Genomic DNA, 22,425 nt, shown 5'->3' with positions numbered 1-22,425 from the left:
CTTCAGCCGGCGGCGCGTAGCCAGTGCTCGGGAATCTCGGTGCGCAGGGTGTCGGTATCCGTTCCGGTATAGCCGTCCCAGAGCTCGGCCATGGGGAATCGGACGACGTAAAACCATTCGGGACGGGCATCGGTGCGATCCCAAGTCTCGTCCTCGGCAGCCGGACTCTCATACGCCACCGCGTCGATCACGCCTGCGGCGCCACGGGCATATTCCGGAGTGCGGGTGTAGAACAGCACGGGCAGTTCCCGCACCACGACGGCGTCGCCGACCGAGAACTTCGGCTCCCCGGCCTGGCCCGCATAGACCTGCGGGTCGCCCTTGCCGACCGCGTGCACATGATGGCGGTTGCGCGTGACCTGGGATCCGTCGCCCACGAACTTCGATTGTGCTTTCAGCGTGTTGCCGTCGAGGCCGCCGGTGTAGCGCTCCTTGACCTCGGCCATCCGCTCACTGAGTTCGGTCAGGCCGATGTGGTGCTTCTCGACCAGTACCCGCGCCACCGCGAGCAGCCAGCGACCGTAGTAGGGCAGACCCAGGTAGACCGCCCGTCCCACGTCGACATTGCCGATGCGCCGCCGCTCCTCGGAGAGCCATATCCCGCGCCAGGCAAGGACCTCGCAGATCACGTAGGTCATGTGCTCCCAGTACTCGTAATCCTTGTTCTCGTACTTGAGCGGTGCGTCGGGCTCACCGCCGACGTCATGTACCGGCTTGAGATAGGCGCCCAATCGGGCGTGATCGATCAGATCCGGAGTGGGAGCATCCGGCAGCTCCGGATAGGCGGATTTGAGGCGGGCCACCAATTCCAGCTGGTTGGCGCGTTCGGCGGCGGTACTCACTGGCGGCCCCCTTTGCGGGATTCCCGTGAACCCGGGCTGGATGCACGCCACCCCGGCGGCTTCAGGCTTCGACGAGTCCCAAGCTAACACTGCCGGCACCCGCAGCTACCAGAATCAGCAGTTTCGGAACTGCGAAAGTGATTGGGAGTCAGCACTTCTGACACTTGCGTCAATTGGGTACTCAGGCATAACCCAATGCCGTGTTCTCCGCACGGATGCGCACGGTCAGCACCAGCGCGTTGGCCACGCTGAACACGATGGCGGTGACCCAGGCGGAATGGACCAATGGCAGTGCCGCAACCTCGGCGGCAACCGCGGTGTAGTTGGGATGGTGCAACAACCGGTAGGGACCCCGGCGGACCAAAGGTGCGCCCTTGATCACGATCAGCCGGGGATTCCAGTGCTTTCCGAGCACCGACACGCACCACCACCGCATCCCGGTGCTCGCCGCCACGACGGCGACCATCGGCCAGCCCAACCAGGGCAGGAACGGGCGGTGCATCGTGGCGACCTCGACGACGCAGGCCACCAACAGCAGGCCGTGCATGACCACCATCACCGGGTAGTGCCCGCGCCCGAATTCCCGGCCGCCCTGGGCGAAAGACCATGCCGCATTGCGTCGGGACACGACGAGCTCGACCAGGCGCTCGGCGCCGATGGCAAGGATGAACAGGTAGTACACCATGGGGACCCCTCACCAACCGAGCAGCAGTAGTTCGAAGCTGAAGCCCGGGCCCATCGCCAACATCAGTCCCAACGATCCTTCATCCGGAGCCGTGGCGATGGTGCGATCCAGGACATCGAGCACCGAGGCCGAGGAGATATTGCCGTTGTCCCGCATTGATTGCCAGCTGTGCGCAAGCGCCTCCGACGGCATGCCGACCGCGTTGGTGATCGCGTCGAGAACCTTGGGTCCGCCGGGATGACACACCCACGTCGAGATATCGGACGTGGCCAGTCCGTGGTCAGCGAGGAATCCGTCGACTTCCGCGGCGAGATGATCGTCGGCCATCTTCGGGACGTCGCGTGACATCACCAACTGGAACCCGCTGGCGCTGACGTTCCACCCCATCACGTCGATGGTGTCGGAGAAGAGCCTGCTGCGGGTGGCCAGCACCCGCGGCCCCGGAGAAACGGGCAGGCCGGTCGGAGCCCGGTCGGCTCCGGCGGCGACCACTGCAGCCGCGCCGTCGCCGAACAGGCACACTCCGATCAGTGCAGGGATCGACGTGTCGTCCCGCTGCAAGGTCAGCGAGCACAGTTCGACCGACAGCAGCACCGCCACATGGTGCGGGTAGCCACGCAGGTAATCGTGGACGCGGGCCAGTCCGGCGGCACCGGCCACGCAGCCGAGACCGAACAGCGGTATCCGCTTGACGTCGGGTCGAAGTCCTACCCGGGAGGCGATCCGGGCGTCGATGGTCGGCACGGCCACCCCGGTGCTCGACACCGTGACGATCGCGTCGACTTCGTCGGGCCGCAGGTGGGCGTTCTCCAGAGCTGAAAGCAGCGCCTGCTCACCGAGTTCCACCGCCACCTCCAGGTATGCCGCGTTGGCTTCGGTGAAGCCGCTAAGGCTCGGGTAACGCTCGATGGGCAATGCCAGGCTGCGGTGTTCCACCCCACTGGTGCGGGCGAAGCGGGCGAATCCGGGCTCGGCGAAGTCGGTGAGCTGCTGGGCCACCTCGTCCTGGTTGTAGCGATGCGCCGTGAACGCGACGGCGGTACCCGCAATGCGCGGGTCACCCCGCTGGGGGACGGAGATGGCGTTCACGGATCGGGAAAAAGCGGTATCTGTCATGCGGGGTGTAACGCCGTCGGGTTCGAAATAAAATTCCGAAAAGACCGCTCCGTGAAATATCGCACAGCCGAGCCAAATTGCTAATATATTCGGTATAACTCCAGTTCACGACCAGTTTTCTGAGTAATTCAGAATGGGCACATTAATGGCGGCTGAGAATTCACAGGAACGTCGCCCAAACTGGCAATTGAATTTGCGCGGGCTGGACGAATGCTGAGAGTGGACGGGCCGTGGAGCGTGACCCGTGAGCGTGATCAGATCCGCGAGCACGAGGTACGCCGAACCCTGCCTCGTGGGTTGCACGGCAAACCGATTGACCGGCGTCGAGCAACCGGCCGCGTGGGCACTACGTTGCTGCCGACCCGACCGCCACCGACGGCGTCGACATGGTCGAGCGTTGGCAAGCGCAGGCTCGACAGGTCGCTTCGGTTGCCGCGGAGCGCGACGAACAGCGCAGTGCCGCAGAGACTCCCGTAAGGGTCGAGCAGCCCGACGTGGCGGCAGCGAGGCCGTTGTGCGGTTCGGGCGGTCGATCCGGAGGGGGCCGAGTTTGTGGAAAAAGGTGTACAAAAGTTCCAGTTACCTTAGGATCGCTAGCGGCACAGCAAATTGAACAGCAAATTGGGGGAGGAATGCCACCATGAAGAACACCATCCAGGCCGCATTGATCGCCGGCATCGTCAGCGCCGGCACATGGGCATTGGCCGGTGCGCCCGCAGCACTAGCCGCGCCGCTCAACGATCCGAACGGCCTGTGCCAATTCCACGATGACAAGGGCAACTGCTGGGTTGCGGCCAGCGGCCCGTCGCGCGACATGAACATGGTTTTCCCGGCGAGCGATCCGCAGGAACAGGCGATCGTCGATTACCTCACCAAGGTGCAGAACGACTTCGGTGACGCCACGGAGCTGGGAACCTTGGACGCACCCAGACCGGCGCAGGCATTGGATGTGACCAGCACCGGTTACACCTCAGGCACGCCGGCGACGGGCACCAGGACCACCGTGCTGAAGGTCTACCAGAACCTCGGCGGCGCACATCCCGCCACCTGGTACAAGGCCTATGCCTACAGCAATGCGGCCAAGGCCCCCATCACGTTCGCCACCCTGTTCCGGCCCGGCACGCAACCGCTCACAACGATTCTGCCGATCGTGGAGCAGCAGTTGAGCGCCACCGCCGGCCAGCCGATCACGATCGCTCAAGACGCCGGACTCGATCCGGCCAACTACCAGAACTTCGCGATCACCAACGACGCGGTCATCTTCTTCTTCGACCAGAACCAGATCCACCCGGCCTTCGAAGCCACCGAAGTATCGGTACCCCGCACCGCGATCGCCGACGTACTCAGCCCCGGCATCTGATCCACGGCCCGGCCGGCGCCGGCTTCGGCCTATCGGCCAAAACCGGCGTCGCGCAGGGCCTGGGCCAGCGCGCCCGAGGGGCGGTTCGCTTCGGGCCGTGCGGCGTTGCCGCCGCGGGGCGGCTTGCGCCGATCACCGCGGACGGCTTTGTCGCCGGCGCGCTCGGGGCGCTTGGCCTGGTCGCGCTTCGGTTCGTCATTCAGCCGCAGGCTGAGTCCGATGCGCTGCCGCTCCACGTCGACATCGAGGACCTTTACCCGCACCACCTGACCCGACCGCACCACCTGGTGCGGGTCGGAGACGAACTTGTCCGACATCGCCGAGACATGCACCAGGCCATCCTGGTGGACGCCGACGTCGACGAACGCTCCGAAGGCCGCGACATTGGTGACGACCCCTTCGAGCACCATGCCGACCTCGAGATCGGCCACCTTCTCGACCCCGGCGGCGAACGTCGCAGAGGAGAAGGCCGGCCGCGGGTCGCGGCCCGGCTTCTCCAGCTCAGCGAGGATGTCGGTCACCGTCGGAACGCCGAATCGGTCGTCGGCGAAGTCCGCCGGCCGCAGCGACCGCAACGAACGTTCATTGCCGATGAGTTCGGCGAGCGTCACTCCGGAGCGGTCCAGAATGCGGCGGACCACCGGGTAGGCCTCCGGGTGCACGCCGGACGCGTCGAGCGCGTCGTCGCCGCCGCGGATCCGCAGGAACCCTGCGCACTGTTCAAAGGCTTTGGGCCCCAGCCGCGGAACGTCCAGCAACGCGCCGCGGTTGCGGAACGGTCCGGTATTCTCCCGATAGGCGACGATGGCCTCGGCCAGCGTTTCCGAGACGCCCGACACCTTCGCCAACAGCGGCACCGAGGCGGTGTTCAGGTCGACACCCACGGCGTTCACCGCGTCCTCCACCACCGCGTCGAGGCTGCGGGCGAGCGTGCCCGGAGTGACGTCGTGCTGGTACTGCCCGACACCGATCGACTTCGGCTCGATCTTCACCAGTTCGGCCAGCGGATCCTGCAGTCGGCGCGCGATCGATACCGCCCCGCGAACCGTGACGTCCAAGGTTGGCAGTTCCCGGGCGGCGTAGGCGGACGCCGAGTACACCGACGCGCCCGCCTCGCTGACCATTGCCTTCACCGGGGCGGCGGCTCCCGAGGAGCGGATATCGGCGATGAGCTCGGTCGCCAGCGCGTCAGTTTCCCGTGACGCCGTGCCGTTGCCGATTGCGATCAGCTCCACACCGTGCCGGGCTACCAGCGCACCCAATGTGGCCTTTGCCGAATCCCATTGCCGCTGCGGCTGGTGCGGATAGATGGCGCAGGTTTCTAGCACCTTGCCGGTGCCATCGACCACGGCGACCTTGACACCGGTGCGAAAGCCCGGGTCAAGCCCGAGGGTGGTGCGGTTACCCGCGGGCGCGGCCAGGAGGAGGTCTTTGAGGTTCTTGGCGAACACCGCGACGGCGTCCTCTTCGGCGCGCTGGCGCAACCGAAGACGGGCATCCACCGCCGCCGAGATCATCAGCCGAGTCCGCCACGCCAATCGGACCGTGGTTGCCAGCCACGGTGTCGCCGCCGCCTTGGCCGCCAGGTCGATCCCGAGCGCCTGGGCGACCATCACCTCGTAGACGTCGTCGTCGCCGCCGTCGAAGCGCAGCGACAGGGCTTGTTCCTTCTCGCCCCGCATCACCGCGAGCACCCGGTGCGAGGGCATGCTCTCCAGCGATTCGGCGAAATCGAAGTAGTCGCGGAACTTCTGGGCTGCAGGTGTTTTCGCGGACTCCTCGGAGTAGGGGGCGGTGCGCAGCGTGCCGTCGGCCCAGAACTTGGTCCGGACGACCCCCACCAACTCGGCGTTCTCGGCGGCCCGTTCGATGATGATGTGCCGGGCGCCGTCGAGGGCCGCCGTCGCGTCGGTGACCTCCTCGGTCAGGAAGTCGGCTGCTGCGGTTTCGGGGATCAGTGCCGGATCGGACAAAAGCTGGTCGGCCAGCGGCTCCAGGCCCGCTTCCCGCGCGATCTGGGCCTTGGTGCGCCGCTTGGGCTTGAACGGCAGGTAGATGTCCTCCACGCGGGATTTCGTGTCGGCGGTGAGTAACGCGGTCCGGAGTTCGTCGGTGAGCTTGCCCTGCTCTTCGATGGAGGCCAGCACGGCCGCACGTCGTTCGTCGAGTTCGCGCAGGTAACGCAACCGCTCCTCGAGGTCCCGCAATTGGCCGTCGTCGAGGCTGCCGGTCGCCTCCTTGCGGTACCGCGCGATGAACGGGACGGTCGCGCCTTCGTCGAGCAGTCGCACAGCCGCAGCCACCTGGACCTCGGCTACAGCGAGTTCTTCAGCGAGACGCGTATTTACAGGCTTGACGGTTGGGCTCGAAGTCACGCCGAGACCCTACCGAACCTCTCCGACGAGGCGGGCATTTGGGCGCGGTGTGCCGGAGTGCATCGGGTAGCCGCGGCGGGCAGCGGCTACCCGATGAAGGACTCCTTGATCTCTGTGGGCCCGAACGGCCAGGTGCGCTCGGCCTTGGCGTAGATCAGGAAGGCGACGCAGCCGATGGCGATCCAGCACAGCGACAGGCCGATCGACAGCCACGTCGCCGAGATATAGATGTAGATCCACCCGGCCAACGCGACGATCGTGGGCACCGGGTAGAGCCACTGGCGGTAGGGCCGGGGAAGATCCGGCTGGCGGCGGCGCAGCACGATGATCGCGGCGACCTGCGCCAGGGACTGGATGATCACCAGCGTCGCCACCGCGGCGTTGATGATGGTCGTCAGCGTGAACAGCGACCCGACGATGGTGATCGCCCCCATGGCCAGCACACCCGCCGTCGGCAGATTCAGTCGCGGGTGCAGCGTGCCGAATACGGGCAGGAAGACTTTGTCCCGGGCGGCTTCGAACGGCACGCGTGAGCCGCCGAGTAGACCCGCAAAGACTGAACCGATGGCCGCGACGACGATGAGCACGGTCACCACCCGTGCGACACCGGACCCCCAGGCCTGTTCAAGCACGGTCGAGGCGACCGAGGAGGCGCTTTTCAGCTCATCGAGGGGAACCGAGCCCAGCACACCGATCTGCAGCAGGAAGTACAAGCTCATGATCCCGACGATCGACAACACGATGGAGACCGGAATGGTGCGGCCCGGGTCGCGCATCTCCGCGCCCAGATACGCGGTGGTGTTGTACCCGAGGTAGTCGTAGATCGCGATGATCAGACCCGCGCCCAGGCCCGCCCAGAAACTGCCACCGCCGAAGCTGAAGGCCCCCGGGGTGAAGGCAAAGGCCTGCGCGGCGCTGAAGTGCCAGAACGCGGCCACAATCGTGGTGAGCACGGCGACCAGCATGACGACGAAGAGCACGGTGGTCAGCTTGCCGATCTGCCCGATCTTGCGGAACAGCGCCACCATGATCAACAACGTGATGCCTACTCCGATGATCTTTCCCAACGCGGTGTTTCCCGATTCGCCGGAAACGCCCGGAATGAGATAGCCGAGGTACTGGACCAGGCCGATGATGCCGGTGGACATGATCAGCGGAATGAAAAGCACGGCGCTCCAAACGAACAGGAACGGCATCAAGCGCCCGGTACGGTATTGAAACGCTTCGCGCAGGTAGATGTAGGTGCCCCCGGCGCCGGGCATCGCCGCACCGAGTTCCGCCCAGATCAGGCCATCGGCCAGGGCCAGGATCGCGCCGATAATCCAGCCGAACATCGCTTCGGGGCCGCCGACCGTGGCGACCATCGCAGGAATCGTCACGAACGGGCCAATGCCGCACATCTGGGTCATGTTGATCGCGGTTGCCTGCACGGGTCCGATCGTGCGTTCGAGGGCGGGCTGCCCAGTCACGGCCGCCCCGGATTGCGGGGGAGTGATGGATGAACTCACGGCGTACCTCCCACTATTGTTAGGAAAGTTTCTTAACATAAATCGGACGGACTGTGGAAGGCTTCGTTTGTAAAATTCCCGCGACTGGAAACGGAGGTTGGCGGCAGTGGACGGCCCCAGGGCACCGCAGGCAGGCACTCCGGCGCACATGCGCGTACTCAATCAGCGGTTGGTGCTGAACCGACTCCGTCAACACGGTCAGGCAACGCGACCGATGATCGCTGCGGGTACGGGCTTGTCCAAACCAACTGTGGGACAGGCGCTTTTGGATCTCGAACAGTACGGTCTGGTGTGCGCGACGGGTCGCAGCGCCGCCAAGCCCGGCCGGGCAGCGGTGATTTACCGCGCATCGCCGGAAGCGGGCCACATCGTTGGTGTCGACATCGGGCGACATGTGATCCATGTTGCGGTGGCCGACCTGGACGGCACGATCGTCGCGCGCCTGGAGTACGCGAACCGCAGCCGGTCCGGCAGCGCCCTGCTGCGGGCGGTGGTCGAGACCGTCCACCGTGCGATCGCCGAGGCCGGCCTCAACCGCGACGACATCGTCGTGACCGTGCTAGGCACCCCGGGCATTCCCGACGCCGCTGCCGGAACCGTATCTCGCGCGCCGAACCTGCCCGGCTGGGAACGGCGCGGCCTCCTGCATGAGCTGGTGGTGGCGCTCGGCGAGAACGGATCGGAGGTTCTGGCCGAAAACGACGCGAACCTGTGCGCAGTCGGCGAACACGCGCGGGGCGCGGCGCAAGGCGTCGACGTGGTCGCCTGCCTCACCGTCGGAACCGGGATCGGGATGGGGATACTGTTCGGCGGCAAACTTTTTCGTGGCGCGCACGGCGCCGCCGGCGAGATCGCTGACCTGCCGTACGGCGATCTTCCGGCAGGTGTGGCCGACCACCGGCCCGGGCCGGTGGAAGTGGTGGCCGCCGCTCAAGCGGTCGTGTCGGCCGCCCATGGGGCGGGGCTGAGCACGCCGTCGGCCAAGGCCGTGTTCGATCTGGCCCGCCGCGGTGACCGGCGCGCGTTGGCCGTCGTCGCCGACGAGGCCGCCAAGCTCGCCCACGTCGTCTCGGTGGTGACCGCCGTGCTCGACCCCGGTGTGATCGTGCTCGCCGGGGGGATCGGACAGAACGCTGACCTGCTCGCCGGGCCCATGCATCGCGAGTTGACGGCCAGGATCCCACGCGTGCCCGACATTGTCGGTGGTCACCTCGGCGACGACGCGGTCCTCGTCGGAGCCGTCGCCACAGCCATGGATACGGCCTGGGAACTGGTTTTCGAGCGCCGGGTACTGAGCCGGTCGACCAGTCAGGCCTAGGACCCGCCCGCAAGAGTTCGAGTCATCCTTCGCATAAGGATTGGGCGGTAGCCGGATTCGCGGCACAGTCGATCCATGACGACCACCGCCGACCAGACCGATCTCGCAACCCGCCAGCCGGCTCGAATCTCCCGCCTCGACGTACCTGAGGTCGAGGAGCTTCGCAATCAAGCCGTCAAGGGCTTCTTCACCCGCCAGCAGCGCGAAGAAGGCTTGACGTCCAATTGGTTTCGCGCACTCTCGCTCAACGAAGACGACCTGGGCCGGCTCAATGCCTATCTGCTTCCACTGCTGGGCACCGACGATCGTGGCGGCCTGACAGCGCGGGAACGTGAAGTGATCGCGACCGTCGTGTCGGGAGAGAACCGGTGCGCCTACTGCCACACCAACCACGCGAACAAGCTCGGAAAGGTCGCCGGTGACTGGTCGTTCGGCCAGCGCGTGGCGATCGATCATCACCAGGTGCGCGAACTCACCGAACGTGAGCGCGCGCTGGCCGACCTTGCCGTCGCGGTGAACAACAACCCGCAGTCGATCCGCGACGAGGACTTCGACCGGCTCAGGCACGTGGGGCTCGATGACCACCTCATCCTGGAGGCGATCTCGATTGCGGCCTTCATCGGCGCCACGAACCGGATCGGAATTGCCCTGTCGGTACCGCCGAACCCGGAATACACCGGTGTGCCGGCGCACTGACCACGAACACCCGGCCGACTCCGCAGTCGCCGGGGTAGGGCGCCGGTAGTGGCACCTGGCTCTGAACTTGGGATCGGTAGCCCAGAGCGACTTCTTGACTTGCGGTGACGACGCCACAGCGGCGGCGTTCATCGAAAGGAAGAAGTCCATGAGGATTGTCCCGGCGAGCATTGCGCACCACATTGACCGGATTGATCGCCAGCGGAGCCTGGCAATCGGGATCAGCAGCGCCGCGCTGGCGTTCTGGTCCGCCTACCGGGTGTTCTGGTCGGTGTATCTGGCGTTGACCTACGACTTTGTGTTCGGGTCGCTGATCGTGCCGACCATCGTGTGGGGTGTCATCGCCGTGGTCGCGACGGTCACCGCAGTCGCGTTTCTCACCCGGTACGCAAAGGGCCCAGTCGTCGGCGATACGGAGCGGCGCCAGGTCTAGCAGGTGCGCGGACCGACCGCGGGTGGCCACAATGGTCGGGGGTCAACCGACCCGCTCGGCCGTCTCCGCCGCCAGCGAGGGGAGGCTTGTCATGAGCCAACCGGCGATCCTGGTCACCGGGATGTCGGGGGTGGGGAAGTCGACCGCACTGGCCGGGCTCGCCAGGCGCGGCTTCGACACGGTCGACACCGATGTCGGTCCGTGGATCCGCCCGGTCGATGGAGAGCCGCTCTGGTGTGAGCCCCTGATCGAGGAACTGCTGCGCAGGCCCCGGCGCACAGCGCTGTTCGTCCAGGGCACCGTCGCCAACCAGGGCCGCTTCTACGACCGATTCCAGGCCGTCGTCTTGCTGAGTGTTCCACCGTCGGTCATCTTCGAACGACTGGCCGCGCGCACCACGAATGCGTTCGGCAAGACACCGGCCGAACGGCGTCGGATCGGCCGCGACATCGCCGAGGTCGAGCCGCTGTTGCGGTCGGCGGCCACCCATGAGATCGACACTCGGCTTCCGTTGTCGCAGGTGGTTGAGGCGCTCGCGCAGATCGCCCGGCGGATGAGCCCACCCGGGCACCCGGCTGGCTAGCCGGACGCAGCGATGTTGTGCCTGACCGCGGGGACGATCTCGTGCATCCAGCGCTGGGCCTGCGGTCCCGGCTGGCCGGCGCGTAGATAGATGAGGCCAGCTGCGTCGTAATCGATTACCGCTGAAGTCAGTTCATCGATCCATTGGGCGGGGGAACCGCCGACCCAGCGACCGTCCTCGTCGCGGGGCCTGGATATCGCGCGGTCGGTGATCTGACCGCCGACGTTGTAAACGGTGACCACACTGGACGGATCCCGACCCGCTGCGCGGGCGGCTTCGTCGATGAGCGGGCGTGATCTGGCCACCAGGGGGCTGCGCCAATCCGCGGCGTGGGCGGGTATCCAGCCGTCGGCGAGTCGGCCGGTCACCGCCAGCGAGCGGGGGCCCTGCGAACCCGTCCAGATCGGGGGTGTCGGCTCCGGTGACGGGTCGGCGGCGCGGAGTTGGTAGAAGTCCCCGTCGTAGTCCACCGGGCCGCCACCGCCGGTGAGCGCACGCACGACGCTGATGGTCTCTTCCATGGCCCGGACGGATTCGGATGGTGAGCGCGGTCGCACGCCCAGGCGGGCCAGTTCGTCCCACAAACTTCCCGCGCCGACACCGAGAATGACGCGGCGGCCGGAGAGCGCGGACAGCCCTGAGACGGTACGCGCGAGCAGGGGAGCAGATCTGATGCCGATGTTGGTGAGGTTGACCACGCCGCTGATCCGCCGCGTCGCACCCAGGATCATCCCGAGCGCGGCGTAGGCGTCGACCCGGTCGGCGTAGTTGGGGTGATCGGAGATCGAGAGCAAGTCGAGACGGGCGGCCTCGCCTGCCGTGGCGTCGGCGAGCAGACCGGGCGCGTCTGCCAGGCCGGGTTCCAGGCCCAGCCCGAACAGCACCGAGGTCAGCACCCCACCGGTCTATTCCAGAACAGTGTTCGTGTCAACTCGAACGCTGATCGTCAACGAGCTAGGCTGGCCCCGTGACATCGCCTCCCCAACGGCGACGGGCCGCGCGCCACCACCAGCCGGTGGGTGACGATGCCCGAGCCCCTCGCCGCGGACCGTCGGCCGGCCGCAAGCAGTCCATCACCGTGGCGGCGATCGTCGAGAGCGCATTGGGCATCGTCGAGCGCGAGGGGTACGACGCCCTGACCATGCGGCGGGTTGCCGGTGCGCTGGAAACCGGACCCGCATCGCTCTACGCGCACGTCGTCAACAAAGACGATCTCGACGATCTCCTGATCGGCCACCTCTGCGCTGAAATCGAACTCCCGCAACCGAATCCGGACAGGTGGCGAGAGCAGATCGTCGGCGTGTGCACTCAGATCCGCGATCAGTATCGTCGTTACCCCGGCATCTCCGGCGCGGCGCTCACGATTGTCCCGACGAATCTGGACACCCTGCGGGTCAGCGAAGGCATGCTCGCCATCATGCTGGCGGGCGGAGTCGAACCGCAGACGGCCACCTGGGCGATCGACGCCCTGATCCTCTACGTCAACGCCTTCTGTCTGGAAACCTCGCGCGTCGACCGTCGCATCGACACCGAGGGCCGGGCCCTCACCCGCGAGACGCTGGTCCGCCGGTTTGAGTCGTTGCCCGATTCTTTCCCATACACCAGGCGCTATGCGGCCGAGTTGACGTCGGGTAGCGCATTGGACCGCTTCGAGTTCACCGTGAACCTCATGGTGGACGGTGTCCCGGGCCGCGAATAGCCGGGCCCGGTCCTGAAACGATCGCCGGGTATCCGCCGATAGCACGGGTGGAGGCGACGCTGCACGCCCGTGACCACCCATGGGATCTGTGGGACGATGCCTCTACGCCGCGCCCTGACCTGACGGGCGCGGCAGCCGCGTCTTCGCCGGCACAGCGGTGCCGCGGGCGCAACAAGAGAGGACCGGCGATTCATGGCCGATAGGCACCACCCCAGCGCGCGAGCCAGCGCCTTCAGACTCACGATCGCCGGTTTGACTGTGGGTGCCGCGCTGGTCGGGACCGCGGTCCCTGCCGGAGCGGATCCGGCTGTGCCGGTCCCCACACCGGTGCCCGCAGATCCGGTCGCACCCGCGCCGCCGGCGGATCCGGCCGCGGCGATTCCCGGTCAGCCCGACCCGGCGGCCGCGCCTCCGCCGCCGGGCGGTCCGCCGTCCGTTCCCGAGATCGCCAACCCGGTATACGGCTCCGGCCAGAACGGATCCGGGGTGTTCGGGACGCTCAAAGATCTCTGGCACCAAGCTCGTGATCCCTATTACGGCCCCGAGGAGACTCCCGGGTCGGTCAGCGGGTCGCTCGCGCCGCCGTCCGGTGCGGGTCCGGCGCCGCCGCTACCGCCCGGCTACGTGTCCTTCAATGCCCCGGGCTCGGAGACCGCTCCAGCGTCGACGGGCACCGGTGGGACCCCGGCCGCGGGTGGTCCGGCTCTGCCGCCCGGCTACTACCCGCTCACTGGGCCGCCCCCTCCTGGCTACGAGTTCGCAACGCCGGGGCAGCCGGCGGCGGCACCCCCGCCAACGACTACGGTTCCGACCCCCTGACGGGGGGCGGGCGCGTCTTCGGGCATCGGCCGGGGATTCGCCGGACGATGTTCTGGTTATATTTGCTAAGTAACACGCTTGCCATCTCAACGTTGGAGTCGCGCTCATGAACGTGATCAGGAAGTTGCTGCCGGCCGTCGTCATCGCGGGTGGGTTGGCCGCAGGTGCGTTGGGCCTGGGAGTCGCCCCGGCGAGCGCTGACCCAGCTCCGCCGCCGCCCGCGCTGGGCGAGGAGCCGCCGAATTGGGCGCCGGCCAAACCCGCCGAGGTGTGGAACGGCCAGCCCGTCGTGTGGACATCCGGTTGGGGTGGACGCTGGGGTGTGTGGATCAACGGGGGATTCATCACGCTGTCGGCCAACCCAGTGACCAACGGCGGCTGATCAACCCGCCCAGGTGCGTCTGCCGCGTCACAAAAATGCCCCTTCGCAGCCTCCTAGGGTGGATACTGCGATACGGACCGCTATATAGTTAGTTCGCTTAAGGGATCGGGATCGCGCTGCTGGTTCGGTGCACCCGACCCGGCAGATCAATCGACTGGTGATGGGCAGGAGAACGATGACTGGACTGAAGCGTCGCGTGAAGCTGGCGGGTCTTGCGCTCAGTGCGGCGGCGGTGGCGAGCGTCATCTCGGCCGGTCCGGCCCTCGCCGATGCCAGTGACGACTACCCGATCCCGCACCGGATCATCATCACCAACTGCGACGTCGAGCAGTACATGGCGGCCGCCCGTGACACCAGCCCGGTGTACTTCGAGCGGTACATGATCGACCGGAGCAACCGCCCGGCCGACGTGCAGCAGTTGGCCTTCGACCGGATCCACTGGTTCTTCTCTCTCGATGCTGCCGCCCGCCGGCAGTACTCCGAGGACACCGCGACCAATGTCTACTACGAATTTGTCGCCACCCGCTGGGGGAACTGGGCCAAGCTGTTCTTCAACAACAAGGGCGTGGTAGCCAAGGCTACCGACGTCTGCATGAATTACCCCCCGGGTGACATGTCGGTCTGGGACTGGCCCGTCGCCGGATAAGCGCTGAGCACTAGGACCGGCGCAATTCCCGGTCGATAAACGGCCTGGCGGCAATAGATCACGCCGACCAGAAACTGTGACATCGACGCACCGGTGGATAACCTTCAAAACACCTGTGCGCCATATCGTTTAGAGTGCTCCGGACGCTCATGCACGGCCGAGACCACGTGTCGTTGATATAGTTTGCCGGATGCGGGGGTGGGGATCGCGAGCCGGCCTGTCGGCGGGTGTTGTTGTGCTGCTTGCGGGACAGATCGTTGCCGCGCCCCCCGCGCGAGCGGATACGGACACCTTCGATGTCGGATTGAGTTGGCACAACTGTGATGGCTGGGTGTCTACCGCGAAAGTGCCCACCGCCCAATGCACGACGGTGACTGTCCCCGTCCAGTGGAACGACGCCGACACTTCGACTGCCGAGCCGGTGAATCTGGCGGTCATTCGGGTGCCAGCGACGGGCAAGCGCATTGGCACCATCATCTCCAACCCGGGCGGCCCCGGCATCTCCGCGGTCGATGTGATGGCCAGGTTCGCGGCGAAGTTGGCTCCGACCGAAATCGGGAAACGGTTCGACCTCGTGGCATTCGATCCGCGGGGCGTTGGGCACTCGACGCCCGAACTGCGTTGCCGGACCGATGCGGAGATCGATGAGGACCGCCGTGAACCCGAAGTGGACTTCAGCCCGGCTGGGGTGCAACACATCGAAGACCAACGCCGCGAGCTCGCGCAACAGTGTCTGCAGCGGGTGGGGGAGTCGTTGCTTGCCTCAATGGGTACCGAAGACACTGCTCGCGATATGGACGCAGTGCGGGCCGCACTCGGTGAAGAGCAGATCAACTTCTTCGGCTACTCCTATGGCACCCGCCTCGGTACCGCCTACGCCGAGCAATTCCCTAACCGGGTGCGCGCGATGATGCTCGACGGCGTTGTCGACCAGAACGTCGACCCGCTCGAAGAAGAGAGAGTCTCGGCCGCGGGATTCCAGGAGGCGTTCGATGCGTACGCCGCCGATTGCGCGACATTGCCGACGTGTCCGGTGGGAACCGATCCAGCCTTGGCCACCCGTCGCTTCCATGAGTTGATCGACCCATTGGTTGGCACGCCGGCCGCGACTGCCGACCCGCGCGGGCTGAGTTACGGCGACGCCAAGACCGCCGCGGACGCGGCTCTGTACAACGCCGAGGACTGGGACACCCTGACCGCCGGCTTGGACGCGCTCGCCCACGGCAGGAACGCTGACGCCCTCTTGCAGCTTGCCGACGACTACGACGAGCGGGACGCCGACGGCCATTACGCCACCCTGCAGGATGCATTCCACGCGGTGCACTGTATGGACACCAGCTACCCAGCCGACCCGGCCGTCTGGATCGACAATGACCGACAGATTCGCCAGATGTCGCCCTACGAGACCTATGGCCCGTTCACCGGCGACGCCCCGCGACCACTCTGCGTCTTCTGGCCGGTCAAGCCGACGACGGTCCAGCACCCGGTGACCTCGCCGGGGCCTGGCAAGGTCGCCGTCGTATCGACAACCGGCGACCCGGCAACCCCTTACCAGGTCGGAGTAGACGTGGCCGCTCAGCTCGGCGCCCCGCTGATCACCTACCGGGGCGCCCAGCACACCGTCGCGTTCACCGGTGAGCAATGCGTCGACTCGGCGTTGGTGGCATTCTTCGTCGACGGCGTGCAGCCCCCTGCCGACCTGCACTGCTGATCGGGCCTGCTACGGCGTGACGGTCGGGGTCAGGATGCGCTGAGAATCTTGATCGCGAAGATAAGGGTATCGCCGGGTTGAATCCCAGCGGCAGGCTGACCCTGGGGGTAACCGTCCGCCGGAACCATGGCGACCGCGACGGTAGATCCGACCTTCTGCCCGGCGATGGCCTTCTGGAAGCCGGGCACCACGCCGTCGAGGGAGAACTCGGCGGGTTCGCCACGTTGGTAGCTGCTGTCGAAGACCGATCCGTCGCGCCCGTTGACACCCATGTAGCAGACGGAGACGCTGGCCGTCGGGGCGACGACCGGTCCGGCACCGGCCTGCAGGGTGTGCACCTGGGTCTCGGTCACGCTGAATGGCGCACTGACCTTCACGATCGGCGCCGAGGTGTCGGTGGATCCGGTGACCGCGACGCTGCCGGTCGCGCCCGGAAGTGTCCACTCGGGTGCGCCCGCGTTCGCCGGTGCCGTGGTGGGGCACGTGCTGTCCGGTCCAGCCGCCTCGGTAACTGAGGAGGCGACCACATCGGCGGTCGACGGCTTGCTCGCCGACGGTGTGCCGGCGTTGGAGCCGCATGCAGCCAGTGCCAGGGCGACCGAGACGGCACAGGTGCCGAGGGCGGCCGTGGAAGAGACGCGAGAAAAGTTCACGGCCGTAACGCTACAGCCGCATGACGTGGGTCACGCTGCCAACCCCTCGGCCCCTGACATCACCAAAAAGTCTTGGCCAGCGCCGAACTCATTCTCAGCAAAGCTTCAGTAGTCACAGGGAAGCTGTATTCAGGCCCCGCAAGGCATATATGCAGTCGTCTGGAGAAAGAGAAACCGAAACGCGATGAACGACAGGTCAGGGAATTCGCCACAGGAAAGCCATCACCAGTGGCGACCGAAAGAGCCTGTGGCTAGCTCCAACTCGAACACTTGGCGTCATGACGGGTATCAATACCGTTACGAAGATGCCGAAACAACCCGCATGTATCTCCCGCCTTTGGGATCCCATCCGCAGATGCCTAACTCATTCCAGGGCCGACCTGCACAGCAAAAACCGCGCCAGCGAGGTAAGTCGCGAGTCGGCGTGCTGGTGTGCGGTACCGCGGCCGTAGCCATGGTGGCCGGTGCCGCCGCGGCGGTCGCAGTAGTCGATCATTCCGGACGTCCGACACCCAACGGACTGATCGCAGCGGCATCGTCGGCCCCGAAAGCGGCACCCGTGGCCGGCCAGCCCACCGGCTCGGCACCTGCTGGTTCGGTCGAGCAAGTGTCGGCCAAGGTCTTGCCCAGCGTGGTGAAACTCCAGATCACTAATGGTCAACAGCGAGAAGAAGGCTCGGGGATCGTGCTGAGCTCCGACGGATTGATCTTGACCAACAACCACGTTGTCGCCGCGGCCGCCCAGGCTGCCGGCGGCCAGGGTCCGATGGCCGCTGACCTGGCTCCCGGCGGGCAGCTTCCCGGCCTGCCGAAGGGTCTGTTCCCCGGTGGGCAGCTGCCGGGTGACGGCCAGGGCGGGCCCGACGGTTCGGGCGGCAGATCGTCCGGCCAGACGGCTGGCGGACTGGATGCGACGGTGACCTTCTCCGATGGCCGCACGGTGCCGTTCACTGTGGTGGGGGCCGATCCGGCCGACGACATCGCTGTGGTCCGGGCCCAAAACGTTTCCGGGCTCACGCCAATCACCCTTGGTTCATCGAAGGACTTGAAGGTGGGCCAGAACGTCGTGGCCGTCGGATCGCCGCTGGGTCTGCAGGGGACCGTGACGACCGGCATCATCAGTGCGTTGGATCGTCCGGTGGCCACCGGTGACGAACAGACCGGCCAGCATTCGGTGATGAGCGCCATCCAGACCGACGCGGCCATCAACCCCGGTAACTCCGGCGGTGCGCTGGTCGACATGAACGGTGACCTGATCGGGGTGAATTCGGCGATCGCATCCCTTGGCGGCGGCCAGGATTCGCCGGGCGCGCAAAGCGGGTCAATTGGTCTTGGCTTTGCCATCCCGGTGGATCAGGCCAAACGGATTGCCGACGAATTGGTTTCAACCGGAACGGTTCAGCACGCCTCGCTTGGTGTGCAGCTCAGCTCGGACGACAGCGGGCAGGGAGCGACGGTTGCAGGAGTCGCCGATGGAAGCCCGGCCGCGACAGCGGGCCTGCCGAAGGGCGCGGTTATCACCAAGGTTGACAACCACGTGATCGACGGCCCGGAGTCCCTGGTGGCCGCCATCCACTCCAAGGCGCCGGGAGACGACGTCACCGTGACCTACGACGACCCGTCGGGAAGTTCACACACGGTGCAGGTAACCCTCGGTCAGATGCAATCCTGACGCCATCAGCCGATCGGCCGCCAGGCGCCCAGAACGGCCTCTCGGTACCAGCCAGACCGGTTGCGGATCTGGACCCCGGGAACGTTCTGGGCGTCGACGCGGCTGTCGATGATGTGTTGGTCATCGATGAAGATCACCACATGCGAAGCCTCGCTGGGGTTTCCATTGGGGTGCAGGAAGATCAGATCGCCTGACTCGAATGGGCCTTCGGCAGGAATGTGGTTGCCCATCGGACCTGCGGTGCCGGCGAACTGCTTGTGCACATCACCGCCGAACTTGATGCCCAACCCGTAGTTGTAGACCCAGGCGGTGAAATTGGAGCAGTCCAACCCGGGGCCGCTATCCCAGGCGGTCGCTCCGCGGGGAGCATCGGAGTCCGGATTCTCTTCAGCAGCACCAGAATTCGTTGAGCTGGGTGGATTCCAGCCCGGAATGTGATGGTGTCGGTACTGCAGTCCGAGTGGGTTGTCGGGAGCGGCGATGTAGCGCATCGCCACCGCGAGGATGCGTTCCCGCTTCCACGTCGTGGCGTCGCAGCCTGAGTCCAGCGGTATGACGGGCGGCGGTAGGGCGCTGGCCCGAGGTCCCCAGCCGCCGTTCAGGTAGCGGCCCTGCGCATCGGTGCTGTACCAGCGGTCGGGGGAGACCGGGGTCTGGGGCAGCTGGTCTCGGCCGGCGAAATCCGATGTCAGCGATTCCCAGCTGCACGAGAATGCGTACGGGGTTCCGGTGTCGGCGCTGGAGTAGGCCGCGGTACCGGCAGCGAGTGCCGAAAACGCGACACAAACGGCAGTCAGGGTCAGGACAAGTGACTTCGCCCGGTGCGTCAATAGACCCTCAGCTCATTGGAGGTGTGCGCTGGCGAAGCGATCCTAGGCCGTGATCGGCAGGACCGCGGCGAATCGACCGCGGTGGCCCGGCTCGTGATCGCTAGCGGAGGGTTTCGATGCCAGCCAACAAGATTTCGATGCCCGCGAGGAATTGCTCGCGGTCGTCGTGCTCGGGCAGCTGCTGGGCCATCTGGTGCACGAACGGGTACTGCACCTTGTCGTATTGCGCCCACCGGGACGCGATCGTTTCGAGGAACGCTGACCGATCCCGCTCCCGGGGGGCCAATTGCATGACCGCGGCGTACTGCGCCGCCAGGCCGAGGATGAAGCTCACCAGCGCAGACGAAGAATTGAACTGTGCGTCCTCGGCGACCCCGAAGGCATGGAGCTGCCCGCCGACGCCCTCCCAGATGCGCAGCATCGCCGCCTGCCAGGGTTTGCGGGCAAGTTGGGCGCCGACCCACGGGTGCGCGTCGATCGCGTCGAATACGACGACGGCAATGGCACGGATGGCTTCTCGCGGCTCGGCGTCGCCGACCACGTCGGTCATGACTCGCGCGATGACGGTATCGGCCGCCGCGGCTAGGAGGTCATTCTTGTCGGCGATGTGCCAGTAGATCGCTCCGCTTCCGGTGGCCAGGCGAGCGGCAAGGGCACGGAAGGTCAGCGCGTTCTCGCCCTCAGAGTCGAGGATGTCGATCGCAGCCTCGACGATTCGCTCTTTGGATAGTGCGTCGGCACGTCGTTCGGCTCGCTGGGGCTTGGTCGCCATGTCGACCATCTTGACATGATTGGAACGTTGTTCCAAGATGCTTCTTGGAACAACGTTCCACTGCTCGCTGAAAGGTGCTTCATGACGACTCCCATCGCCATCGTGGGCGCAGGTCTGGGCGGACTGACACTTGCTCGCGTGCTACACGTAAATGGCATCGCAGCAACCGTTTACGAGGCCGACAGCTCGGAGCAGGCACGCGTGCAGGGTGGCCAGCTCGACATCCACGAGCATGATGGACAACGCGCGCTGGAGGCGGCCGGACTGACCGACGCGTTTCGCGCGATCGTTCACGAGGGTGGCCAGGCCTCCCGGGTGCTCGATCGGCACGGCACAGTGCTGGTCGACCAACCCGACGACGGGACGGGCGGACGTCCCGAGGTGTTGCGCGGTGACTTGCGGCAAATCCTGCTGGATTCACTGCCGCCGGAAACGGTCCGCTGGGGCCACAAGCTCGTCGAGGCCCGTGCCCTCGCCGGCGGCCGTCACGAATTGACCTTCGCCGACGGGGCGACCGCGACAACGGCGCTGCTGGTGGGTGCCGACGGTACCTGGTCGAGGGTCCGGGGGCTGCTTTCGACGGCCGAGCCGCAGTACGTGGGAACGGTGGTGGTTGAGACTTACCTGTTCGACGTCGACGTGCGTCATCCCGCGGCAGCCCAAGCAGTCGGTGGGGGAGCGATGTATGCGCTTGCGCCGGGGAAAGGGATCATTGCCCACCGCGAAGCGGGGTCAGTCATTCACACCTACGTCATGCTGACACGCACCGCCGACTGGGTCGCCGCTATCGACTTCACCGACGGTGCCGCTGCGGCCACTCGTGTCGCCGTCGAGTTCGCTGGTTGGGCAAGTGAACTCACCGCGCTGATCACCGACGGCGACACCGCGCCGGTCCCGCGCATGCTGCACACCCTCCCGAACGGGCATCGCTGGCAGCGCAATCCCGGGGTGACGTTGCTCGGCGACGCCGCCCACCTGATGCCACCGTCGGGCGACGGTGCGAACCTGGCGATGCTCGACGGTGCCGAACTGGGCGAGGCGATCGCCCGCCACCCGCACGAGATCGAGACGGCGCTAGGCCGATACGAAGACGGAATGTTTCCGCGCAGCCACGCATTGGCTATTGAGGCGCACGAGACGCTTGATCGCTGCATCGGCGACCGGGCTCCTTCGGGACTGCTCGAACTCTTCGCCGGGGTGGCCTGAATCGCGCCGACGCAGTCGCTACGAGATGGGCAAAGTCATCGAAAGGCGATAGCCGCCTGCGGTTTCCTCAGCGCACAGCGAACCGCCGAGCAACTCCGCACGTTCCCGCAATCCCAATAGCCCATGTTGGGAGCTGGGCAACTGTTCGGGCGCTCGAGTGGGCTTGGTATTGACGAGTATCACGCTCACCTGCCGCGAGTCGATCCGCAGGGCAAGGGTGGCGGTAGCTCCCGGAGCGTGCTTGGCGATGTTGGTCAGCCCTTCCTGCACTGCGCGGTAGACCGCGCGCTGGACTGGCGCCGGCGGCGTGAAACCGGCGGGGTTCTCGGCGTCGATCACGGTCGACACGTGCGACCCGGCAACCAGGGATTCGATGTCGGCGATGCCCGGTTGCGGCACGAGATCGACGGTCGGCCTGCCGGTCGGTCGCAGCACGCCCACCATCTCCCTGAGTTCGTCCAGGGTGCGCACGCTGAGCGTGCGGATGGTCCGGGCAGCCTCACTCGATGCCGGGTCGGTAGCGGTCACCTGTAATGCGCCGGCTTGCACAGCGATCAGGCTGACTTGGTGAGAGACAACATCGTGCATCTCTCGGGCGAGTGCGGAGCGTTCCTGGGCCAGGGCCCGCTCGATGATCAGCTCGTGTTCGTGCCGACGGGCCTGCTCGATCTCGGCCAGCTTCTCCGAGAGATCGGTACGCACCGAGATGAGCATCCCCAGCCAGACCGGCGCGGCCGTGAAGATGGTCGCGTACACCAGGTCCAACACCGTGTCCACGCCCGAGTAGGAGCGATCCCACACTGCGGTGAAACAGACGAAGAATGCAGCAGCGCACAAGATGATGCGGTGGCGCGGGGGCTGCCGCTCAGCCACGGTGAACAACGCGGCGAGCGCTGCGATGACGACGCTGGATGCCGCCAGAGCGGGAAGTGTCAACGCGAACACCAGGTAGGGCGCCCGTTTGCGGAACAGCAGGGCGGTTACCGCGACTGCGGCCAGCACGATGTGGCTGGTGGTGACGGCGTCGTCGTCCAGAATCGACCCGACGGCATCGGCGCCGGCGAAGACGATCACTGCGCATTCGATCAGGATCCGCCGGGCGACGGAGCCTGGCGCCAC

At 66.3% G+C, this 22,425-nt stretch carries 22 protein-coding genes; 12 read left to right on the top strand and 10 right to left on the bottom strand.

Annotated features, from left to right (window positions below; all coding sequences use genetic code 11):
• Nucleotides 1–2: 2 nt before the first annotated feature.
• The 3 genes from ADBZ9K_RS03845 to ADBZ9K_RS03835 form a co-directional block, all read right to left on the bottom strand.
• Complete coding sequence (locus ADBZ9K_RS03845) at nt 3–842, bottom strand: SH3-like domain-containing protein (protein WP_526618614.1); 840 nt, start codon at nt 840–842, stop codon at nt 3–5.
• A gap of 181 nt (nt 843–1,023) precedes the next feature.
• Nucleotides 1,024–1,527 carry an isoprenylcysteine carboxyl methyltransferase family protein gene (locus ADBZ9K_RS03840; RefSeq protein WP_526618612.1) on the bottom strand — a complete coding sequence of 168 codons (504 nt, stop codon included), beginning with the start codon at nt 1,525–1,527 and terminating at the stop codon, nt 1,024–1,026.
• A 9-nt stretch (nt 1,528–1,536) separates the two neighbouring features.
• Nucleotides 1,537–2,643: a type III polyketide synthase gene (locus tag ADBZ9K_RS03835; RefSeq protein WP_526618611.1), complete on the bottom strand. Its 1,107-nt coding sequence runs from the start codon at nt 2,641–2,643 to the stop codon at nt 1,537–1,539.
• A gap of 640 nt (nt 2,644–3,283) precedes the next feature.
• Here ADBZ9K_RS03835 and ADBZ9K_RS03830 point away from each other — a divergent pair.
• Nucleotides 3,284–4,003 (top strand): esterase, encoded by a 720-nt coding sequence (locus ADBZ9K_RS03830; protein ID WP_526618609.1) that lies wholly within the window; start codon nt 3,284–3,286, stop codon nt 4,001–4,003.
• Nucleotides 4,004–4,032: 29 nt separating this feature from the next.
• On the opposite strand, the gene ADBZ9K_RS03825 is transcribed toward ADBZ9K_RS03830, so the two are convergent.
• On the bottom strand, nt 4,033–6,378 hold the full coding sequence (locus ADBZ9K_RS03825; protein WP_526618607.1) for a Tex family protein: 2,346 nt from the start codon (nt 6,376–6,378) through the stop codon (nt 4,033–4,035).
• Nucleotides 6,379–6,464: 86 nt separating this feature from the next.
• Entirely contained in the window at nt 6,465–7,886 is a 1,422-nt protein-coding gene (locus ADBZ9K_RS03820) for an amino acid permease (protein ID WP_526618605.1), read from the bottom strand.
• 250 nt (nt 7,887–8,136) lie between these two features.
• Between ADBZ9K_RS03820 and ADBZ9K_RS03815 the strand changes: the two genes are divergently transcribed.
• The 4 genes from ADBZ9K_RS03815 to ADBZ9K_RS03800 all read left to right on the top strand — a co-directional run bounded on the left by ADBZ9K_RS03815 (nt 8,137) and on the right by ADBZ9K_RS03800 (nt 10,916).
• Nucleotides 8,137–9,204, top strand: coding sequence for an ROK family protein (locus tag ADBZ9K_RS03815; protein WP_526618604.1), 1,068 nt, complete (start codon nt 8,137–8,139; stop codon nt 9,202–9,204).
• Between the two features lie 75 nt (nt 9,205–9,279).
• Nucleotides 9,280–9,900 (top strand): peroxidase-related enzyme, encoded by a 621-nt coding sequence (locus tag ADBZ9K_RS03810; protein ID WP_526618603.1) that lies wholly within the window; start codon nt 9,280–9,282, stop codon nt 9,898–9,900.
• A 148-nt stretch (nt 9,901–10,048) separates the two neighbouring features.
• Nucleotides 10,049–10,333 carry a hypothetical protein gene (locus tag ADBZ9K_RS03805; RefSeq protein ID WP_526618602.1) on the top strand — a complete coding sequence of 95 codons (285 nt, stop codon included), beginning with the start codon at nt 10,049–10,051 and terminating at the stop codon, nt 10,331–10,333.
• Between the two features lie 91 nt (nt 10,334–10,424).
• Nucleotides 10,425–10,916, top strand: coding sequence for an AAA family ATPase (locus ADBZ9K_RS03800; protein WP_526618601.1), 492 nt, complete (start codon nt 10,425–10,427; stop codon nt 10,914–10,916).
• Here ADBZ9K_RS03800 and ADBZ9K_RS03795 read toward each other — a convergent pair.
• Complete coding sequence (locus ADBZ9K_RS03795; RefSeq protein WP_526618600.1) at nt 10,913–11,812, bottom strand: LLM class flavin-dependent oxidoreductase; 900 nt, start codon at nt 11,810–11,812, stop codon at nt 10,913–10,915. The genes ADBZ9K_RS03800 and ADBZ9K_RS03795 overlap by 4 nt on opposite strands.
• A gap of 182 nt (nt 11,813–11,994) precedes the next feature.
• Here ADBZ9K_RS03795 and ADBZ9K_RS03790 point away from each other — a divergent pair, with 182 nt between their 5' ends.
• The 5 genes from ADBZ9K_RS03790 to ADBZ9K_RS03770 all read left to right on the top strand — a co-directional run bounded on the left by ADBZ9K_RS03790 (nt 11,995) and on the right by ADBZ9K_RS03770 (nt 16,173).
• Entirely contained in the window at nt 11,995–12,615 is a 621-nt protein-coding gene (locus tag ADBZ9K_RS03790; RefSeq protein ID WP_526618599.1) for a TetR/AcrR family transcriptional regulator, read from the top strand.
• Nucleotides 12,616–12,807: 192 nt separating this feature from the next.
• Nucleotides 12,808–13,434, top strand: coding sequence for a hypothetical protein (locus ADBZ9K_RS03785; RefSeq protein WP_526618597.1), 627 nt, complete (start codon nt 12,808–12,810; stop codon nt 13,432–13,434).
• 106 nt (nt 13,435–13,540) lie between these two features.
• A complete protein-coding gene (locus ADBZ9K_RS03780; RefSeq protein WP_526618596.1) occupies nt 13,541–13,816 on the top strand; it encodes a hypothetical protein in 276 nt (91 codons plus the stop codon).
• 175 nt (nt 13,817–13,991) lie between these two features.
• On the top strand, nt 13,992–14,462 hold the full coding sequence (locus tag ADBZ9K_RS03775; RefSeq protein ID WP_526618595.1) for a DUF5078 domain-containing protein: 471 nt from the start codon (nt 13,992–13,994) through the stop codon (nt 14,460–14,462).
• Between the two features lie 190 nt (nt 14,463–14,652).
• Nucleotides 14,653–16,173, top strand: coding sequence for an alpha/beta fold hydrolase (locus ADBZ9K_RS03770; protein WP_526618594.1), 1,521 nt, complete (start codon nt 14,653–14,655; stop codon nt 16,171–16,173).
• Between the two features lie 29 nt (nt 16,174–16,202).
• Here the strand turns inward: ADBZ9K_RS03770 and ADBZ9K_RS03765 are convergent, their stop codons facing one another.
• A complete protein-coding gene (locus ADBZ9K_RS03765; RefSeq protein ID WP_526618593.1) occupies nt 16,203–16,826 on the bottom strand; it encodes an FKBP-type peptidyl-prolyl cis-trans isomerase in 624 nt (207 codons plus the stop codon).
• Between the two features lie 427 nt (nt 16,827–17,253).
• Between ADBZ9K_RS03765 and ADBZ9K_RS03760 the strand changes: the two genes are divergently transcribed.
• On the top strand, nt 17,254–18,498 hold the full coding sequence (locus ADBZ9K_RS03760) for a S1C family serine protease (RefSeq protein ID WP_526620704.1): 1,245 nt from the start codon (nt 17,254–17,256) through the stop codon (nt 18,496–18,498).
• A 5-nt stretch (nt 18,499–18,503) separates the two neighbouring features.
• On the opposite strand, the gene ADBZ9K_RS03755 is transcribed toward ADBZ9K_RS03760, so the two are convergent.
• Together ADBZ9K_RS03755 and ADBZ9K_RS03750 are read right to left on the bottom strand one after the other, a co-directional pair.
• Complete coding sequence (locus ADBZ9K_RS03755) at nt 18,504–19,328, bottom strand: NlpC/P60 family protein (protein WP_526618592.1); 825 nt, start codon at nt 19,326–19,328, stop codon at nt 18,504–18,506.
• 100 nt (nt 19,329–19,428) lie between these two features.
• Nucleotides 19,429–20,100: a TetR/AcrR family transcriptional regulator gene (locus tag ADBZ9K_RS03750; protein WP_526618591.1), complete on the bottom strand. Its 672-nt coding sequence runs from the start codon at nt 20,098–20,100 to the stop codon at nt 19,429–19,431.
• Nucleotides 20,101–20,181: 81 nt separating this feature from the next.
• Between ADBZ9K_RS03750 and ADBZ9K_RS03745 the strand changes: the two genes are divergently transcribed.
• Nucleotides 20,182–21,306 carry an FAD-dependent oxidoreductase gene (locus tag ADBZ9K_RS03745; protein WP_526618590.1) on the top strand — a complete coding sequence of 375 codons (1,125 nt, stop codon included), beginning with the start codon at nt 20,182–20,184 and terminating at the stop codon, nt 21,304–21,306.
• An 18-nt stretch (nt 21,307–21,324) separates the two neighbouring features.
• Here ADBZ9K_RS03745 and ADBZ9K_RS03740 read toward each other — a convergent pair whose 3' ends face one another.
• Entirely contained in the window at nt 21,325–22,425 is a 1,101-nt protein-coding gene (locus tag ADBZ9K_RS03740; protein ID WP_526618589.1) for a sensor histidine kinase, read from the bottom strand.

The organism is Mycobacterium sp., from assembly GCF_965229265.1.
Classification (GTDB): Bacteria; Actinomycetota; Actinomycetes; order Mycobacteriales; family Mycobacteriaceae; genus Mycobacterium.
Note: the sequence above shows the minus strand (reverse complement) of the source record. Positions and strands in the feature narration are given on the sequence as shown.

Excerpts from the sequence above, each read along its gene's own strand:
- ADBZ9K_RS03840 (WP_526618612.1), bottom strand. The coding sequence starts at position 1,527 with ATGGTGTACTACCTGTTCATCCTTGCCATCGGCGCCGAGCGCCTGGTC.
- ADBZ9K_RS03835 (WP_526618611.1), bottom strand. The coding sequence starts at position 2,643 with ATGACAGATACCGCTTTTTCCCGATCCGTGAACGCCATCTCCGTCCCC.
- ADBZ9K_RS03830 (WP_526618609.1), top strand. The coding sequence starts at position 3,284 with ATGAAGAACACCATCCAGGCCGCATTGATCGCCGGCATCGTCAGCGCC.
- ADBZ9K_RS03810 (WP_526618603.1), top strand. The coding sequence starts at position 9,280 with ATGACGACCACCGCCGACCAGACCGATCTCGCAACCCGCCAGCCGGCT.
- ADBZ9K_RS03805 (WP_526618602.1), top strand. The coding sequence starts at position 10,049 with ATGAGGATTGTCCCGGCGAGCATTGCGCACCACATTGACCGGATTGAT.
- ADBZ9K_RS03800 (WP_526618601.1), top strand. The coding sequence starts at position 10,425 with ATGAGCCAACCGGCGATCCTGGTCACCGGGATGTCGGGGGTGGGGAAG.
- ADBZ9K_RS03785 (WP_526618597.1), top strand. The coding sequence starts at position 12,808 with ATGGCCGATAGGCACCACCCCAGCGCGCGAGCCAGCGCCTTCAGACTC.
- ADBZ9K_RS03780 (WP_526618596.1), top strand. The coding sequence starts at position 13,541 with ATGAACGTGATCAGGAAGTTGCTGCCGGCCGTCGTCATCGCGGGTGGG.
- ADBZ9K_RS03775 (WP_526618595.1), top strand. The coding sequence starts at position 13,992 with ATGACTGGACTGAAGCGTCGCGTGAAGCTGGCGGGTCTTGCGCTCAGT.
- ADBZ9K_RS03770 (WP_526618594.1), top strand. The coding sequence starts at position 14,653 with ATGCGGGGGTGGGGATCGCGAGCCGGCCTGTCGGCGGGTGTTGTTGTG.
- ADBZ9K_RS03750 (WP_526618591.1), bottom strand. The coding sequence starts at position 20,100 with ATGGCGACCAAGCCCCAGCGAGCCGAACGACGTGCCGACGCACTATCC.
- ADBZ9K_RS03745 (WP_526618590.1), top strand. The coding sequence starts at position 20,182 with ATGACGACTCCCATCGCCATCGTGGGCGCAGGTCTGGGCGGACTGACA.